Annotated in this window: 11 protein-coding genes; 7 read left to right on the top strand and 4 right to left on the bottom strand. The window is 72.2% G+C overall.

The window, feature by feature from the left end; all coding sequences use genetic code 11:
* Window positions 1-22 precede the first annotated feature (22 nt).
* The 4 genes from ABZ621_RS05470 to ABZ621_RS05455 all read left to right on the top strand — a co-directional run bounded on the left by ABZ621_RS05470 (window position 23) and on the right by ABZ621_RS05455 (window position 9,188).
* Entirely contained in the window at window positions 23-2,134 is a 2,112-nt protein-coding gene (locus ABZ621_RS05470; protein ID WP_360600986.1) for a hypothetical protein, read from the top strand.
* A gap of 88 nt (window positions 2,135-2,222) precedes the next feature.
* A complete protein-coding gene (locus tag ABZ621_RS05465; protein WP_360600984.1) occupies window positions 2,223-4,499 on the top strand; it encodes a VCBS repeat-containing protein in 2,277 nt (758 codons plus the stop codon).
* 139 nt (window positions 4,500-4,638) lie between these two features.
* Entirely contained in the window at window positions 4,639-6,900 is a 2,262-nt protein-coding gene (locus ABZ621_RS05460; RefSeq protein WP_360600982.1) for a VCBS repeat-containing protein, read from the top strand.
* A gap of 50 nt (window positions 6,901-6,950) precedes the next feature.
* The gene (locus ABZ621_RS05455) at window positions 6,951-9,188 is read left to right on the top strand and encodes a VCBS repeat-containing protein (RefSeq protein WP_360600980.1); all 2,238 of its coding nucleotides are present in this window, start codon (window positions 6,951-6,953) and stop codon (window positions 9,186-9,188) included.
* On the opposite strand, the gene ABZ621_RS05450 is transcribed toward ABZ621_RS05455, so the two are convergent.
* Window positions 9,182-9,598, bottom strand: coding sequence for an ATP-binding protein (locus ABZ621_RS05450; protein WP_360600978.1), 417 nt, complete (start codon window positions 9,596-9,598; stop codon window positions 9,182-9,184). The genes ABZ621_RS05455 and ABZ621_RS05450 overlap by 7 nt on opposite strands.
* 91 nt (window positions 9,599-9,689) lie before the next feature.
* On the opposite strand from ABZ621_RS05450, the gene ABZ621_RS05445 reads away from it, so the two are divergent.
* Together ABZ621_RS05445 and ABZ621_RS05440 are read left to right on the top strand one after the other, a co-directional pair.
* Window positions 9,690-10,553 (top strand): helix-turn-helix transcriptional regulator, encoded by an 864-nt coding sequence (locus ABZ621_RS05445; RefSeq protein ID WP_360600976.1) that lies wholly within the window; start codon window positions 9,690-9,692, stop codon window positions 10,551-10,553.
* On the top strand, window positions 10,550-10,795 hold the full coding sequence (locus ABZ621_RS05440; protein WP_360600974.1) for a DUF397 domain-containing protein: 246 nt from the start codon (window positions 10,550-10,552) through the stop codon (window positions 10,793-10,795). The genes ABZ621_RS05445 and ABZ621_RS05440 overlap by 4 nt, the downstream gene beginning before the upstream one ends.
* Here ABZ621_RS05440 and ABZ621_RS05435 read toward each other — a convergent pair.
* The gene (locus tag ABZ621_RS05435; protein WP_360600972.1) at window positions 10,779-11,141 is read right to left on the bottom strand and encodes a hypothetical protein; all 363 of its coding nucleotides are present in this window, start codon (window positions 11,139-11,141) and stop codon (window positions 10,779-10,781) included. The genes ABZ621_RS05440 and ABZ621_RS05435 overlap by 17 nt on opposite strands.
* 143 nt (window positions 11,142-11,284) lie before the next feature.
* On the opposite strand from ABZ621_RS05435, the gene ABZ621_RS05430 reads away from it, so the two are divergent.
* Complete coding sequence (locus tag ABZ621_RS05430) at window positions 11,285-13,327, top strand: protein kinase (RefSeq protein ID WP_360600970.1); 2,043 nt, start codon at window positions 11,285-11,287, stop codon at window positions 13,325-13,327.
* Between the two features lie 6 nt (window positions 13,328-13,333).
* Here ABZ621_RS05430 and ABZ621_RS05425 read toward each other — a convergent pair whose 3' ends face one another.
* Together ABZ621_RS05425 and ABZ621_RS05420 are read right to left on the bottom strand one after the other, a co-directional pair.
* Window positions 13,334-13,921 carry a hypothetical protein gene (locus ABZ621_RS05425; protein WP_360600968.1) on the bottom strand — a complete coding sequence of 196 codons (588 nt, stop codon included), beginning with the start codon at window positions 13,919-13,921 and terminating at the stop codon, window positions 13,334-13,336.
* A complete protein-coding gene (locus ABZ621_RS05420) occupies window positions 13,914-15,722 on the bottom strand; it encodes an alpha/beta hydrolase (RefSeq protein ID WP_360600966.1) in 1,809 nt (602 codons plus the stop codon). The genes ABZ621_RS05425 and ABZ621_RS05420 overlap by 8 nt, the downstream gene beginning before the upstream one ends.
* Between the last annotated feature and the right edge of the window lie 5 nt (window positions 15,723-15,727).

Genomic DNA, 15,727 nt, shown 5'->3' with positions numbered 1-15,727 from the left:
ACTCCCAGCCGAAAGGGTCGCGTTGAACCACCGCACCTCCCACCGCCGTCTCACCGCCGCCGTCCTCACCGCCGCGGCCGTGACCGGCACCCTGCTGACCGCCCCGGCGGCCGTCGCGGCACCGCCCGCCGCGCCGGTGACCGCGCTCCCGGAGGCCACCCAGGACGTCGCCCTCTTCCCGAAGGCGGGCAAGCTCGTCAGCGCCGGGAAGACCGGCTTCCTGTACGAGACGGGCGTGGCCGAGGCGCCGTTCGCCTGGAGGGGGTATGACGGCACGGTCACCCCGCTGGCCGGTGGCGGCTACGTCGGCTCCACCGGGAGCGACATGATCGCGCAGGACGGCCCCGACGACACGCTCGTCCTGCGTGACATGGGCTCGGACGCCGAACCCGTCGTCCTGAAGGGCGCCGGCACCCTCCTGGGCGTCTCGGGCTCGACGCTCGTGATGTACGACGCGGACGGGGCGTACCTGCTGGACAAGGTCGGCGACCAGGACGTCCGCCGCGACGTCACCGGCCTGCCGGCGGGCCCCAAGTCCTACCGGATGCCCAACGGCGCGGAGGCGTTCACCGTGACCAGCGGCGACGCCACCTTCCACCTGGTGGACGTCGCCTCGGCCAAGGTGGTCGCCACCGCCACCGCCGACAACGCCTCGGTGGACGCCATCGGCGGGTCGAAGACCCACCTCGCCTGGTACGACTGGACGCGCAACGAAGACCGCACCCACTTCCACCTCCTCGACGTGGCGACGGGCGGTTCCCGGATCGTGGAGGGGGCCCACGCCGCGTCCGCGCCCGTGTTCTCGAAGGGCTGGATGGCACACACCACCTTCCCCGGGCGGCCGGGCGAACGCATACCTCTCGCCCTCCGCTCGCTGGCCGACGACCGGGTCCAGTACGTCCTCGACCGCGCCGACGAGGTGAGGGCCGGTGCCGACGGCTCGTTCCTGGTGAAGGGCGTCCTCGCGCGTGAGGAGGGCGTCTACCGGGTGACGGTGGGCGCGGACGGCGTGCCCGTCACGGAGCTCGTGGCGAGCAGCGGGCGCCTGCCGGACTTCGCCGTGGTGAGCCAGGAGGTGCCCCGGACCTTCACGCTCGGCGAGCCGGACGATCACGAGGTCCTGAGCTGGACGTTCACCCGCCCCGCGTTCGGAACCCTCACGCTGGTCCACACCGCCACCGGGCGCGAGGAGGTCAGGCACGCCTTCTCCCTGACTCCGAAGCTCGACTTCTACCTGGGCAACCGGTTCGTGTTCGGCAAGGGTGTGTACAGCGGCGCGTACACGTGGAAGCTGACGGCCGCGGAGAGGTTCGACGTCGGCCCGGGCATCGAGCGGACCGGCGCCTTCACCATCGACCGGCCGACGGCGGCCCGCGACCACGACGAGAACGGTGTCGCGGACGTCCTCGTGCGCGACACCGACGGCACCCTGAAGGCGTACGACACCTGGCAGATGTACCGGACCCGTGTGCCCGGGACGTCTTCGCTGGAGCCGACGGTCCTGCACACCGGCTGGAACACGTACACGCTCATGGCCTCGCCCTCCGACCGCACGATCGTGGGCCGGGACCGCGCCGGCGTCCTGTGGATGCACAAGGGCACCGGCCAGAAGCTGCTCCCGCGCACGAAGGTCGGCGGCGGCTGGCAGGTCTACAACAAGATCACCGGCGGCTCCGACCTCAACGGCGACGGACGCGGTGACCTCCTCGCCACCGACACCTCCGGCGTCCTGTGGTTCTACGCCTCCACCGGCGACACCGCCCGCCCCTTCAAGCCCCGCGTGAAGATCGGCGGCGGCTGGCAGGTCTACAACCTCCTCACCGCCCCCGGGCACGTCGCCGGAACCACGAGCGGCGACCTCCTCGCCCGCGACCGGGACGGCGTCCTCTGGCTCTACCTCGGCAAGGGCGACGGCACCTTCGCCGCCCGCACCCGGATCGGCGGCGGCTGGCAGCAGTTCACCCACCTCGCGCCCTTCGGCGACAAGAACGGGGACCGCAGGGTGGACCTCTACGCCATCGGGCCCGCCACGGGCCGCTACTACGCCACCTCGGGCAAGGTCGTCGCCCCCTTCAAGACCCCCGAAACGCTGGACCGGCAGCCGGCCCTGATCGGCCCCGGGACCGTCTTCTAAGGCGGCGCACAACCTTTCGGTCCCCTCGTGAGTCATGCGGGCGTGGCGTGTCGCGCCACGCCCGCGCTCTTGGGGAGGAACGTCTCCGTTGTCCCGTAACGCCCGTACTGCCCGTACCGCTCGTACGACCCGTGCCGTCCACGCCCCCCGCACGTCCCGCTCCCGTCGGGTCGCCACCGCCGTGGCCCTCGTGCTCGCCGTGACGGCCGGCGGCGCCTCCGTCGCCCCCGCCGTGGCGGCGCCGGCCGCGACCGGCCCGTCGGCGACCGCGGACCTGCCCCAGGAGCAGGCCGTGCGCGTGCCCGAGCGCGGAACCCTGCGCGGCGGCGGCCCGTCCGGCTTCCTGACCGTCCACGAGCAGGCGCCCGACCGCTTCACCTGGACCCGGTACGCGGACGGCGGCACCGTCGAGCTGCCGGCGGGCACGTACCGGGGCTCCGTCGGCAGCGACATCGTCGTGAAGCAGAACGGCCCCACCTCCTACGAGCTGCGCGACATGGCGACGGGCGCCGCGCCCGTCGCCGTCGACACCTCGTCCCTCGGCCCCGCCTCCGACCTCCTCAGGGCGGCCGGGAAGACCCTCCTCCTGGCGGTCGAGGAAGCCTCCGGGGGCACGAGCCTGCACCTGGTCTCCGTCGACGGCGGCGGCAAACTCGTCGACCACGAGGTCGCCGGCCTGCCCGCGGACGCCGACTTCGTCTCCTACAACCAGTCCGTGCCCGACGTCTTCGCCCTCGGGTACACCCACACGGTCGACGGGACGCTCCGGAAGCGCCTCGTCGTCGTCGACCTGGCCACCGGCACGATCGCGGACGACCGCGCCGTGCCCGCCTCCGCCGGGAGCGTCAGCGCCTCCGCCACCCACGTGGCCTGGTACGAGAAGGACGCCCAGGGGCGGCTGACCGTCGTCTCGGCCCGCCGCGGCGAGACCGCCACGGTCCGGACCCCCGTCACCGGCACGGCCCCCGGTCTCCAGATCGGGTTGACCGGCGACTGGGTCACGTACACCCTGACCGGCGGAGCCGCCGCCACCGAGCCGAACCCGCTGTACGCGATGATGGCCCGCCCGCTCGCGGGCGGCACCCCCGTCAAGGTCATGGACAGCACGAAGGTCGCCCACTACGGCTCCGACACGGTCCAGGGCGGGACCCTCGCGCACGGCGAGGGCGTCTACCGGATCGCCCCCGGCGCGGACGGCCGTCCGGTCGCGACGCTCCGCGCGAGCAGCGGCGTGGGCACCGCGCTGGAGCTGACCGGCCAGGAGATCCCCGCCACCCTGAGCTTCCGCACGAACGCCCCGCAGCCGGTCATGATCTGGTACATGAACCGCGGCAACGCGCTGGTGCACGCCGAGCTCACGCACCAGGCGAGCGGCCGGCGGTGGACCTCCCCCGTGGACTACGCCCAGGGATCTCCGACATCGCGCTACGTCACCTCCTGGGACGGCGCCTTCGACGACTACTCTGCGGCCCGCAACGGCGCCTACACCTGGAAGCTGATCGCCAAGCCCCGCAACGGCATCGGCCCCGACCTGGTGCGCACCGGCTCCTTCACCGTCGACAGCGGCACCGCCCCGCACGACTACTCGGACAGCGGCGCCCCGGACCTCCTGGTGCGCAACGACGAGGGCCGGCTGCTGTCGTACGACTTCCGGCAGATCCTCAGCCAGTTCACCGACCTGTCCGAGCGGACCGACCACGGCGGCGGCTGGAACACCTACGACCGCGTCGTCTCCACCGGCGACGTCGCCGGCTCCCGCTTCGCCGACGTGGTGGGCCGCGACCGCTCCGGCGTCCTCTGGTTCTACCAGGGCACCGGCACCTCGCTCGCCCGCCGGGTCCAGGTCGGCGGCGGCTGGCAGACGTACGACAAGCTCACCGCCGGCTCCGACCTGACCGGCGACGGCCGCGCCGACCTCGTCGCCACCGACAAGACCGGCGTCCTGTGGCTCTACCGCTCCACCGGCAGCGCCACGAAGCCCTTCGCGCCCCGCGTGCGGATCGGCGGCGGCTGGCAGGCGTACGACCGGATCACCGCCACCGGAAACATCGCCGGAGCCCGCGGCGGCGACCTCGTCGCCCGCGACAAGGGCGGCGTCCTCTGGCTGTACCTCGGCAAGGGCGACGGCACCTTCACCGCCCGCACCCGGATCGGCGGCGGCTGGCAGGAGTACGACGAGATCATCGGCATCGGCGACGCCGACCGGGACGGCCGCGCCGACCTGCTCGTCGACGGGAAGGTGCTGTACCGGGGCTGGTCGCTCTCCTACTACAAGGGCACGGGCGACGCGCGCACCCCCTTCGCCCCGAGGCGGAAGCTGGGCACCCCGAACACCTTCAACGACGAGAACGGGCTGGTCTTCTGAGAAGGTCGCGGAACCCTCGGACCTGACAGACTTCCTGTTCGTCGGGTCCGGCGTACAACCCTCGGGCCCCCTCGTGAGTCATGCGGGCGTGGCGTGTCGTCTTCCGTCACACCCGCAACTCCCGTGGAGGAAGTCTCCGTTGAACCGTTCGCTCGCCACCACCGTCGCCCTCGTCCTCGCCGTCACCGCCGGCGGCCTGACGGCCCCCGCGTTCGCGGCGCCGCCGCAGGCCGCCGCGGCCGCCGCCTCCGAGACGACCCCGTCGCTGACCGTCCCCGCGGACTCGGAGCTCGTCAGCGCGGGCGCGACCGGCATGCTCACCCGTACCGGCACGGGCACCGGCGTCGTCCACCGGTGGACGCGGCACGCCGACGGCGTCACGACGACGCTCCCCGCCGGGACCCGCTGGGGCAGCCCCGGCACGGACGTCGTGGTGTCCCGGGACGGGGCGGTGTACACGCTCACCGACATGAGCGGGGCGACGGAGCCCGTCGTGATCGACACGTCCGCGCTCGGCACGGAGGCCGCCCCGTACGTGCTCCAGCGGGTCGTCGGCCGGACGCTCCTGATGAAGAAGGACGTACAGGACGGCGCCGATCCGTTCCACCTGGTCTCCCTGGAGGACGGCCAGGTCGTCGACCGCAAGGTCGCCGTGCCGGACGGCAACGTCGTCCGCTACAACTACTCGCCCCGGCCGGGGGCGCTCGCCCTGCTCCACGTCTCGTCCGACTACGCCACGTGGCCCCTCTCCCTGGTGGACCCGGCCACCGGAGCGCTCACGGAGTCGTACACCACGGCACCCAACAGGCAGGTCGGGGGCGTCGCCCTGACACCCACCCACGTGACCTGGGTGGAGGACCCGTACTCCTCCGTGAACCGCCGGCAGGTCGTCGCGGACCGGAAGACGGGCGGGCGTCAGACCGTGCCGCTGCCTTCGCCGGGCGACACGACGAGCACCACCTTCCGGGCGCTCGGCGACTGGCTGGCGTACGCCAACGCCGGCGGCGGCACCGCGCTCTCCCCGAGCGTGCTCCACCCGCTGGCCGTCCGCTCGGCGACGACCGGCGAAACGTTCCGCCTCCTCGATCACGTCGGTTCCGTCGTCCCCGACGCCGACGGCTCGCTCCTCGCGCTCGGCGGCACCCTGGCCCAGGGCGAAGGCCTGTACCGGATCGCCCTCGACGCGGCCACCGGCAAGCCCGCCGCCACCCTCGTCCGCACCTCCGGTCTGCCGACCGCCCTCACCGTCGTGAAGGAGACCCTGCCGCCGACCGGCACCTTCGACTTCGACCTCGCGGGTGGCAGGCTGACGGCCGGCTGGACGCTCAGCCGGTTCAACGCGCACGCCTCGCTGACGCTGAAGCACACGGCGTCCGGCCGGACCGTGCAGCTCACGGCCCTCGCGCCCGGCACGGGCGTGACCGACTTCCCGCTCGACTGGAACGGCCTGTACGACGACGGCATGCCGGCCTACAACGGCGCCTACACCTGGACGATGCGCGCCGAGCCCGCCAACGGCATCGGCCCGGCCGTCGAGCGCACCGGCACCTTCACCCTGACCCGCGCGCCCCGCCCGCACGACGTCGACGGCAACGGCTCGCCGGACGTGCTCGGCCGCGACGGCACCGGCTACCTCAGCTCGAACGACCTGCGGCAGCTCTGGAGCCTGCACCCGGGCGAGGGGCAGCCGGTCCCGCAGTACGACCCGTACTCCCTCCCCATCGGCCCCGGCTGGCAGGTGTACGACCGCATCGCCGCGACCGGCGACATCGCCGGCACCGGCAACGGCGACCTCGTCGCCCGCGACGGCACCGGCATGCTCTGGTTCTACGCGGGCAAGGGCACCCACACGGCGCCCTTCGCCGCGCGCACCCAGATCGGCGGCGGCTGGCAGGTGTACGACAAGCTCACCGGCGGCTCCGACCTGACCGGCGACGGCCGCGCCGACCTCCTCGCCACCGACAAGGCCGGCGTCCTCTGGCTCTACGCCTCCACCGGCGACGCCAAGGCGCCGTTCCAGCCCAAGAAGCAGATCGGCGGCGGCTGGCAGGTCTACACCGAGATCGTCGCCACCGGCGATCTCGCGGGCGCCACCGGCGGCGACCTCGTCGCCCGCGACACCGCCGGAGCCCTGTGGCTGTACCTCGGCAAGGGCGACGGCACCTTCACCGCCCGCACCCTCATCGGCTCCGGCTGGCAGGCGTACGAGCAGATCCTCGGCGTCGGGGACGTGGACGGCGACGGCCGCAACGACCTCGTCGCGAAGTCGGCGGCCCCCAACCCGGAGCCCGACACCTCGCGCAGCGGCCTCGCCCTCTACCGGGGCACCGGCGACAGGACGGTCCCGTTGGCCGCCAGGCAGTTCATCGCCTCGGTGGGAACCGGCGACCAGCTCTCCTGACCCCTCCCCCGCCCCTTCCTCCTCCCCCTCCCCCTGAGAGGCATCCTTCGTTGGCCCACCCCAGATCCACCGCGCCCCGCCGTCTCGGCGCGATCGTCGCCGTCGTCCTCGCGGTGACCGGCGGCGCCCTGACCGCCCCGGCGGTCGCGGCCGTCCCGACGGCGGTGACGGCACCCACCGCCGACCCGGCGACGGTCCCGCTGATCAAGGACGGCGGGTACCTTGCCGCCTCCGGGCCCTCCGGGTTCCTGACGCTGTACTCCGCCGACGGCCACGTCACCTCCTCGTGGACGCGGTACGCGGACGGGGTCACCGTCCCGCTTCCCGGCACCGCGACCTACTATCCGACCGGGCGGACCGACCTGCTCACCCAGGTCGACAGCAGGGTCCTCACCATCCGGGACATGAGCGGCGACGGCGCGCCCGTGGTCATGACCCTCGACCACCTCCAGCCGGGTTACCAGACGGGGCGGGCCGTCAGCGCGTCCTCCGCCGTCGCGATCTGGACCGACCCCGAGGGCGGCGAGGAACTGCACCTCGTCACCCGGACGGCGACCGGGCTGCGCGCCGAGAAGATCACCGGGTTCCCCGAGGGCGCGAACATCACCTCCGTCGTCGTGGACTCCCCCGGCACGGTCCTGGTGCGGTACGCGGACCCGGCCGACACGACGGTCGCCTCCCATCTCGCCGTGGTCGACGTCGAGCGGCGCGCGAGCGTCGAGGACGTGACGCCCGCGTACACGGCCAACAGCGTCGCCGTCTCGCCGACGCACCTCGCCTGGGTCGAGACGCCGACCGACTCCACCGCCACCGTGGTCGTCATGCCCCGGGGCGGTACCCCCGACGAGGCCCTGCGCATCCCGCTGAGGGACGCGAGGGGCCTCCGGGTCGCCCTGCTCGACGGCTGGGTGCTGTACGGCAGGGGCGGCGCCTTCGATGGGTACGTGCCGAACCCGCTGCACGCCCTCACTGCCCGGTCCCTGACCGACGACAAGACCGTCAAGGTCCTCGACACCTTCACGCGGGCGGCACCGGGTCCCGACGGGTCCTTCCTCGCCCAGGGCGGCACCGTCGCCCACGGTGAGGGCGTCTACCGGGTCGGCATCGACCGGGACACCGGTGTCCCGGCGGCCGTCCAGGTGGCGACCACCGGCCGGCCCACCGCGCTCACGCTGATGGGCCACGAGGTACCGGACGTGATCGACCTCGACCAGGACAAGATCCCGACCTTCACCTGGAATCTCAGCAACGGCGGCCACGCCTACACCCAGGTGACCGTGACCCACACGGCCACCGGTCGCTCGATGAACTGGTACCCGCTCAGCGGGACGGCCCCGGGCTCGAAGACGCACACATGGAACGGCGACTTGGCCGAGCCCTTCACGACGCACAGCTCCCCCGCCCCCAACGGCGCCTACACCTGGCACCTGACGGCCGACCCGTCTAACCGCATCGGCCCTGCCGCGGAGGCCACCGGCACCTTCACCGTCAAGCGTGCCGCCGTCCCCCACGACTACAACGACAACGGCGTCCCGGACCTGGTCCGGCGTACCGACGACGGCCGGTTGTGGGCCCACGAGCCCTCCGACCCCATCGGTGCCTGGACCAGCTCCGCCTACGCCCCCCTGCTTCTCGGCAGCGGCGGCTGGAACGTCTACGACCGGATCGTCACCACCGGCAACCTCGCCGGCGCCCCGAACTCCGACCTCGTCGCCCGCGACAAGGACGGCGTCCTCTGGCTCTACCAGGGCACGGGCACGGGCTTCACGAAGCGGGTGCAGGTCGGCGGCGGCTGGCAGACCTACGACCGGATCACCAGCGCCGCCGACCTCACCGGCGACGGCCGCACCGACCTCCTCGCCACCGACAAGGCCGGCGTCCTGTGGCTGTACAAGGGCACCGGCTCCGCCTCCGCGCCCTTCGCCAAGCGGGCGAAGGTCGGCAGCGGCTGGCAGATCTACAACGACCTCGCCGCCGTCGGCAACGTCGCCGGAGCCGCCGCCGGAGACCTCGTCGCCCGCGACAAGGACGGCGTCCTCTGGCTCTACCTCGGCAAGGGCGACGGCACCTTCACCGCCCGCACCCGGATCGGCGGCGGCTGGCAGACGTACGACCACGTCACCGGCTTCGGCGACCTGGACCGGGACGGGTACGCCGACCTCGTCGGCATCAAGCCCTACGACGGCGAGCCCTACCTCTACACCGGCACGGGCAACCGCCTGGCGCCGTTCGCCGGCCGGAAGGCCCTGTACAGCTACACCGGCCTGGACACCGTGCACATCTACTGACGCGGGACCGTCGCCCAGACCGTCTTGCCGACCGTCCGGTCCCTGACGCCCCACGCCGTCGCGAGGGTGGCCACGAGCAGCAGCCCGTAGCCACCCTCGTCCGGCTCCCGGGACGGTAACGGCCGGCACTCGCCCCGCGCGTCCGACAGCTCCACCCGGACGTGCTCACCCTCCCGCTCCATCCGCAGCTCGAAGTCCCGTCCCGGCACCCGCCCGTGCTGCACCGCGTTGTTCGCCAGCTCGGCCACCACCAGCTCCGCCGCCTCCACTGCGGGCCCCGCGAGCCCCCACGCCCGCAGCTGGTGCGCCGCCAGCAGCCGGGCCAGGCGCGCGCCCCGGGGCGTGGGCGTCAGACGGAGCGCGAACTCCGGCGCGTACTCACTTGTTGGAGTGGTGATTTCGGGCTTCATGACTCCGAGAGTGGGGCCCGCGACCTACGCTGAACAGCAGCGACGCCACGACGCTGGGTAACTGTACGGGTACGCCAAGAGGGCGGTACGGATGTCGGGGAAACACGAGGAGCGGCCGGAGAAGCCCTCCGAAGCAGACGGTACGGCGCACTTGTTCAAGGCGCTGGGAAAGATCATCAAGGTCCTGCGCACGAACGCGGGCCTGAGCCAGGCGCAGCTCGCCTCGATCACACACTGCAGCGAGGACCTGATCTCCGCGATCGAGCGCGGCGTACGGACCCCGCAGCCGGACTTCCTGATGCTGGCGGACAGCGCGCTGGGGGGTACGGGGGTGCTGACGGCGGCGGTGGAGGACACGGAGAGAGCCCTGTCGCGGGCGCGGGTGCGGCACCCGGACTGGTTCCAGAGCTTCGCGAAGGAGGAGGCGCGGGCCGTAGCGGCGCACTACTACGAGGTGCAGGCGGTGCCGGGCATTCTTCAGACGCCTGCGTACGCGCGCTCGCTGTTTGAGCGCAGCCGCCCCATGCTGGACGAGCAGACCATCGAGAAGCGCCTCGCCGACCGCATCTCGCGCCAGGCGCTCTTCGAGCGCTGGCCCGCACCGACACTTACCTTCCTGCTGGAAGCGGCCGTTCTATTGCGCCCATTCGGCGGTCGGGAGGTCCACAGGGAGCAGTTGCAACGCATCCTGGAAATCGGCCAGCGGCGGACCGTCGAACTCCAGATTCTGCCGCTCGAAAGCGAGGAGCACCCTTACCTGGGAGGGGCGTTCACCCTTCTGACGCCCCCGGGGCGGCGGGAGGTCGCGTACACCGAGCTCTATGGGCATCCCCGGCTAATCACCGATCCAGAAGAGGTTCGCCAGCACTCCGAGCGTTATGGAATCCTGCGCTCGCAGGCACTCACCAAGCGAGAGTCCCTGACCTGGATCGAGAAACTGCTGGGAGAACGATGAGCACCGCGGATCTTGCCTGGTTCAAGAGCAGCTACAGCGGCCCTGAGGGCGGCAACTGCATCGAAGTCGCCTACCACTGGCGCAAGTCCAGCTACAGCAGCTCCGAAGGCGGCGAGTGCGTAGAAGTCGCCGCTCACCCCACCACCATCCACGTCCGTGACTCCAAGGTCCCCCACGGCCCCCAGCTCGCCGTCGCCCCGGCGGCGTGGGCCGCGTTCGTCGAGGTCACTTCGCGGGCGTAGCGTCGCCGCCCCTTCCGAGAGCCTCCCTGAGCGTCGGCCAGGGGGGCTTTCCGGTGTCCAGGGTGTCGAGGACGACGTCCAGCAGCTCCTCCGGGAGGGTCTCCTTGTAGCTGACGACGTCCACGACGGGGATCAGGGCGACCGCGTCCGGGTCGAGGCGGGTGTCGAGGACGCCGCGCGGGACGGGGAGGACCTCGATCCAGTCGTTGCCGTGCTCGTCGGTGACGGACATGGGGTTCAGGCGCAGGACGGGGTGCTGGAGGCCGAGGCGGATGCTGAAGAGGCGGCGGGAGGGCGGTTTCGTCTTGCGGTAGGCGTAGACGATGTCGCCGGGCGCGGGTCGCATGGGTTCAGGGTCGGGGGCGGCGGTGGCGGAGGGAAGAACTCCGGGCGTCCGGGGCGCCCCTTCACAGGACCTTCAACCACAGCCCCGTAACAACGCCTTGACGCCGATTCAGATGCTGATCGCACTGGGCTACTCTGTGGCCCATGCAGGGGGAATTGGAAAACGACTCTAGTTTGGCCGGGAGCGGTGCGATACCGCTCGACGCGGACGACCCGCGCCGCATCGGCGCGTTCCGCCTGCTCGGGGTGCTCGGCTCCGGCGGGATGGGCCGCGTGTACCTGGGCGCGGTCCCGGGGACGTACGCGGCCGTGAAGAGGGTCCTGCCTTCGCTCGCGGAGGACAAGGACTTCCTCAGCCACTTCGGGCACGAGCTGGACAACCTGGCGCGGCTGCCCGGCGGGGCGAGCACGAAGCTGCTGGCGAGCGACCGGCTGGCGAAGCCGCCGTGGTTCGCGACCGAGTTCATCCCGGGCGTGACGCTCAACGACGCGCTGCGGCTCAACGGCGGGCCGCTGCCGGTGGACGCGCTGTGGCGGCTGCTGCGGGAGGCGGCGGCGGGGCTGCGGACGGTGCACGCGGCGGAGATGGTGCACCGGGACCTGAAACCGTCGAACGTGATGCTCACCGGGGACGGGCTCTCGCTCATCGACTTCGGCGTGGCGCGCGCGGCGGACCAGAGCCGGCTGACCAAGACCGGCATGATCATCGGGACGCCCGCCTACATGGCGCCCGAGCAGGCCGTCGCGGACAAGGTGCTGACGGGCGCGGCGGACGTCTTCGCGCTCGGCAGCCTCGTCCTGTACGCGGCGAACGGGCGGCCGCCGTTCGGGGACGGCTCCGGGCACGACCTGCTGTACCGGGTGGTGCACGGCGAGCCGGACTTCGGGCGGCTCCCTGACGTCGACCCGGACCTCGCCGACCTGGTCCGTACGTGTCTCGCCAAGGACCCGGCGGACCGGCCGACGGCCACCGAGCTCGTCGGGCACGCGGACGCGCGCGCGGCGGGCGTCGCGTGGCCGGAGGCGGTCGCCGCCCGGATCGCCGAGCGGACCGCCTTCGCGGCCGGCGCGCCGACGGCGGAGGCGCTGGCCGAGCTGGAGGCCGCCGACCCGTCCAAGGACGTGGACACGGCCCCGCTGACCCCGCAGACCCCGGCGACGGATCCCGCGTACGTGCTCGCGGGGACGCAGGCGGGCGGCAAGGAACGCAAGCGGCGCAACCGGCTCGTCATGCTGGCCGTGCCCGTCGTGATCACCACCGGGACGACGCTGACGCTGACCCTGGGGCCGTACGAGATCGGCAAGGCCGGTGCGGACGGGCGGCCCTCCGCCTCGCCCACCGCCGTGCTCTCCCCGGCGGGGCCGCAGCCTTCCGGGGCCGTCGCCGGCGCGGGGCCGTCCACGTCCGCGAAGCCCTCCGGCTCCGCGTCCGGGTCCGCGCCGGCCTCGGCGTCCGCGACCTCCGTCCCGCCGCCCGGCAGCCCCCTGCCCCCGAACGCCCCGCCGCCTCCGGCGGACGGCGGCGGCAGCGTCTCCGGCGGCTCGTCCACGACCGGCGGGGGCGGCACGACGACCTCCGGCGGGTCCTCGGGCGGCACGTCCGGAGGCTCCACCTCGGGAGGCTCGACCTCCGGCGGCTCGTCGGGAGGGTCCTCGACCACGTCCGGTGGCTCGACCTCCGGTGGTTCGACCTCGGGAGGATCGTCCGGCGGGACGACGACCACCGCGCCCCGCCCCACCACGACCGCGCCCAAGCCGCCGCCGACGTCCGGCGGGGGCGGTTCGGGGCCCTCGGGGACGTACTCGCTGGAGAACGCGACCAGCGGGAACTGCCTGGCGGAGAACGACCAGGGGTACGCCGTCGTGGTCACCGCGATGGCGTGCGGCTCCAAGCCCGAGACGACCGCCTACTCCTGGACGTACCGGTCCAACGGCAACGGCACCTTCCTTCTGGTGAACAGGAAGTCCGGGAAGTGCCTCCAGTTCACCAGCGCCATCGACGCCTCCACCGCGACCTGCAACGGCGCGAGCAACCAGTCCTGGAAGTACGGCACGTCGACGTCGGCCGGACGGCAGCTGAAGAACGTGAGCAACGGGCAGTGCCTGACGTCGAGCACGTTCATCATCGGCTACGCCTGCCAGACCTCGTACACGACGCAGTTCTGGCGCAACATCGGCGCCCTCTAGCCGCCGTCAGTACTCGCCGTCGAGAGCGGCGGCGGAGGCCGCGCGGTAGCAGGCGGAGACGACCTTGAAGTTGAGCATGGTCTGGTTGCCTCCGTCCTTCATCGCGACGACGTGCACGGCGAACTGCTCGGTCTTGTTCTCGGCGTAGATCTCCGGGTCCTGGGCCTGGGAGTTCGCCTTGCCGTCCTTGGTGATCTTCCAGCCGTGCTCGCCGAGCTTCGTGCGCAGGTTCTGCATGCCGCTGTCGACCTGGGCGTCGGTGAGGGCGTACACCGACCAGGGGTGCGAGGTGGAGAACAGGTCCTCGCCGTACTCGGAGCAGCGCGAGACGCTCGGGCCCGGTTCGGTGACCTTGCCCTTGACCCCGGTCAGCTCCAGGAGGCGGCTGGAGACCTCCCGCGCCTTCGTACGGGCCGGGTCGGGATCCATCCGCACCGGCGTGTAGTCGAGTTCCTTCACGTCCGAACACCCCACAGTCAGCGCCGCGAGCGACGCGATGGCGGCCGCGAGGGCCAGCGCCCTCGGGCCGGAGACGGCACGCCTGCCGACCGCATTCCGTCTGTCGGTCACGTTGTCGGTCACGATGTCATTCACGTTGCACCTTGTCGTACTGTCCGGCGACCACCGACGCCTGGTTCTGGATGCTCAGCGAGCCGTCCTGCCAGTAGTCGGTGTGGCTCCCGGAGTCGTGGGCCATCTTATTGGCGCCGAAGCTGTCGTCGGACGGCACGTTCTGCCCCCAGACCGAGCCGAACGGCAGCAGGTCCTGCCACCAGTCGGAGTTCCGGCCGAGGCCGGCGAACTTGCCGCCGAGGGGCACCTGGTCGTCCATGACGCCGCCCGCCTGGGACCAGACGTGGCCCTCCTCGACGTCGAGCTCCTTGGCGTACTCGACGAGCATGCCGGGGCTGCCGACGGCGATGATGTCGTCGGTGCGCAGGTCGCCCCCGTTGGAGGCCGCGCCCACGACCGTGGACCCGTAGCTGTGGCCGATGAGCGTGGTGTGGCTCTTGTCGTCGCCGCCCTGGACGTGCTCCAGGCCCGACATGAAGCGGTTCAGGTCGGGGGCCGCCGTGTGGGCGTAGTGCTCCTTCATCGCCTCGGGGACGATGCTCTGCGGGGCGTCGTAGCCGATCCAGGTGATGGTCGAGACGTTCTGGCCGGGGACCTTGGCGTTGGTCTCCTTCCACATCTCGCTCATGTGGTGGATGTACTTCTCGCTCTCCGTGATGTTGGTGTACGTGCCGGGCACGAAGACGGCGGTGTGGTCGGCGATGTCGGGGTTGCCGTTGGCGACGACGGCCCGGCCGCCGCCCTTGGTGTCGTAGCCCAGCAGGTACGCCTCCGGCAGGCCGTCCTTGCCGGTGGCGTCGAAGCGGGCCTGGATGGCGCGGGTGCCCTTGAGGTTGTCGGTGACGGACTTGAGCTCGTCGCCGTACTTCTCGTTCCACACCGTCCACTCCGGGTTCCGGTACGGGTAGGTGCTGTTGTAGAGGACCTTCTGCGGCTCCGGGGGGATCGCGGCGAGGCGGAGTTCGAGCTCCGCCCGCTTCTCCGCGAAGACGATCCGGTTGGCCTCGTCGCGGGTGGCGGAGGGCAGCCCGTCAAGCGCGCCGACCTGTGCCGCGTTCAGCGACATGTAGGCGGACTGCTCGTCGGGCGTCAGCCCCTTCCACCAGGCCGCGTTCTCCTTCGGGTCGCCGCTCTTCGGGGCGTCCGGCAGGGAGTCGAGGTAGCCCTTGCCCGCCTCGCGGACGCCGCCGGTGTCCGACTGGACGTCGGTCCAGTCGCGGTCGGAGACCTTCAGGTCGTCGTCGGCCTTGAGCGAGCGCAGCCTGGGCGCCCACTTCGCGTCGGCGTCGCCGGCCTCCTTCAGCGCGTCGGCGATCCGGTTCGCGTACCCCATGGCCTTGCCGTAGTGGGGGTTCGGGTGGATGTTGACCGACTGGCGCTCGATCGCGTCGGACGTCTCGGTGCCGCCGGCGCTCCCGCTCACCGAGCCGCCCGGGGCGTCCTTCTCCTCGCCGGGCTTGCGTCCCGCCGGGTACGACACCGAGCCGTCGGCGTTCACCGTGCAGCCGTTCGCGGCGGCGTCCTCCAGGGCGGTGTCCAGCTTCCGCTTCGCCGCCGCCATGTCGAAGGCGAAGCCGTTCAGCGCGGTGCTGACCAGGCCGCACTCGGTCTGCGCGTAGTGGAAGTTCTTCGACAGCTCCTTGAGCTCCGCCAGGGCGGCGGTCGCCGCCGCGCCCTCGAGGCGGTCCTTCCGCATGCCCGCGGCGATCTGGTTGTCGAGGGCGTCCTTGGCGGTGCTCGCCTGGTCACCGGCCGTGCGGTAGCCGTCCGCCGCCTGCTCGTACTCCGCGGGCTTGAAGGCCTTCAGCGTCGCGAGGTCCATGTCCG

The sequence above is a fragment of the Streptomyces sp. NPDC007863 genome, assembly GCF_040633895.1.
GTDB lineage: Bacteria > Actinomycetota > Actinomycetes > Streptomycetales > Streptomycetaceae > Streptomyces.
The sequence above is the reverse complement of the archived record's forward strand: the minus strand, read 5'-3'. Positions and strand labels throughout refer to the sequence as shown.

Bases quoted from the DNA above. Each gene is read 5' to 3' on its own strand.
- ABZ621_RS05430 (WP_360600970.1), top strand. From the start codon at position 11,285: ATGCAGGGGGAATTGGAAAACGACTCTAGTTTGGCCGGGAGCGGTGCG.
- ABZ621_RS05450 (WP_360600978.1), bottom strand. From the start codon at position 9,598: ATGAAGCCCGAAATCACCACTCCAACAAGTGAGTACGCGCCGGAGTTC.
- ABZ621_RS05440 (WP_360600974.1), top strand. From the start codon at position 10,550: ATGAGCACCGCGGATCTTGCCTGGTTCAAGAGCAGCTACAGCGGCCCT.
- ABZ621_RS05445 (WP_360600976.1), top strand. From the start codon at position 9,690: ATGTCGGGGAAACACGAGGAGCGGCCGGAGAAGCCCTCCGAAGCAGAC.
- ABZ621_RS05420 (WP_360600966.1), bottom strand. From the start codon at position 15,722: ATGGACCTCGCGACGCTGAAGGCCTTCAAGCCCGCGGAGTACGAGCAG.
- ABZ621_RS05435 (WP_360600972.1), bottom strand. From the start codon at position 11,141: ATGCGACCCGCGCCCGGCGACATCGTCTACGCCTACCGCAAGACGAAA.